The organism is Mesorhizobium sp. M7A.F.Ca.CA.002.09.1.1, assembly GCF_003998555.1.
Classification (GTDB): domain Bacteria; phylum Pseudomonadota; class Alphaproteobacteria; order Rhizobiales; family Rhizobiaceae; genus Mesorhizobium; species Mesorhizobium ciceri.
Window position 1 is genome coordinate 1 of the sequence record NZ_RZRR01001369.1, and the last position, 914, is coordinate 914.

Genomic DNA, 914 nt, shown 5'->3' on the forward strand with positions numbered 1-914 from the left:
ATTGCCGGCTTCGGCATGGGGGGAAGAGGCGGCGCGGCCGGCAAGGGCGTGGCGACGGAAGCCACCTATAATGGTTCGGTCGAGACTTTCCGCGAAAGGTCGGCCGGTATCATCGTGCAATCGATCGGTGGCGGTGGCGGAAATGGCGGCGGCCAGTTCGGCCTGAGCGTCAACGCAAGCGTGGGCATCGGTGGTTCGGGCGCGGGGGGCGGCGAAGCCGGGACGGCAAAGTTCTTCTCGACGACAACACTTGACGTCACGACCCATCAGTCGGACTCGGCCGGCGTCATCGTGCAGTCGGTCGGCGGCGGCGGTGGCAATGGCGGCTTCTCGTTGAACGGCGCGGGTCTTGTGGCTGCTGTCAGCATCGGCGGCAAGGCCGGCACTGCCAGCGACGCCAAGGCAGTGACGGTCGGCATCAATTCAGGGCTGATTCACACGCTTGGTGACCGCTCCACGGGTATCATCGCCCAGTCGATCGGCGGCGGCGGCGGCAATGGCGGCGGCACGGCTTCCGCCGGCCTCGGCGCCAACGTCACAATCGGTGGCAAGGGAGGTGGCGGCGGCACGGGCTGGACCGTCGATGTCACCAATGGCGCGGCGGTACACACCGAAGGTGTCCAGTCTCATGGCATCCTGGCGCAGTCGATCGGCGGCGGTGGCGGCTCAGGCGGATTTGCCGTCTCGGTTGGCGGGCCGTCCTTCTCGCTTGGCGGCGATGGCGCGTCGGGCGGCGGGAGCAAGAAGGTCTATGTCGAAAACACAGGCCTGATCAGCACGGACAAGGATATGTCGATCGGCATCTTCGCGCAGTCGGTCGGCGGCTCGGGCGGCGACGGCGGGTTTGCGATGGCGGCCGGCGCCTTTGCCGCGGTCGGCATCGGGGGCAAAGGCGGGGGCGGGGGCGGGGGCCG

1 pseudogene is annotated in these 914 nt (G+C 68.5%); it reads left to right on the top strand.

From position 1 onward, the window contains the following. Positions 1-914: pseudogene (locus tag EN994_RS33285) on the top strand (autotransporter outer membrane beta-barrel domain-containing protein); the annotation flags it as partial.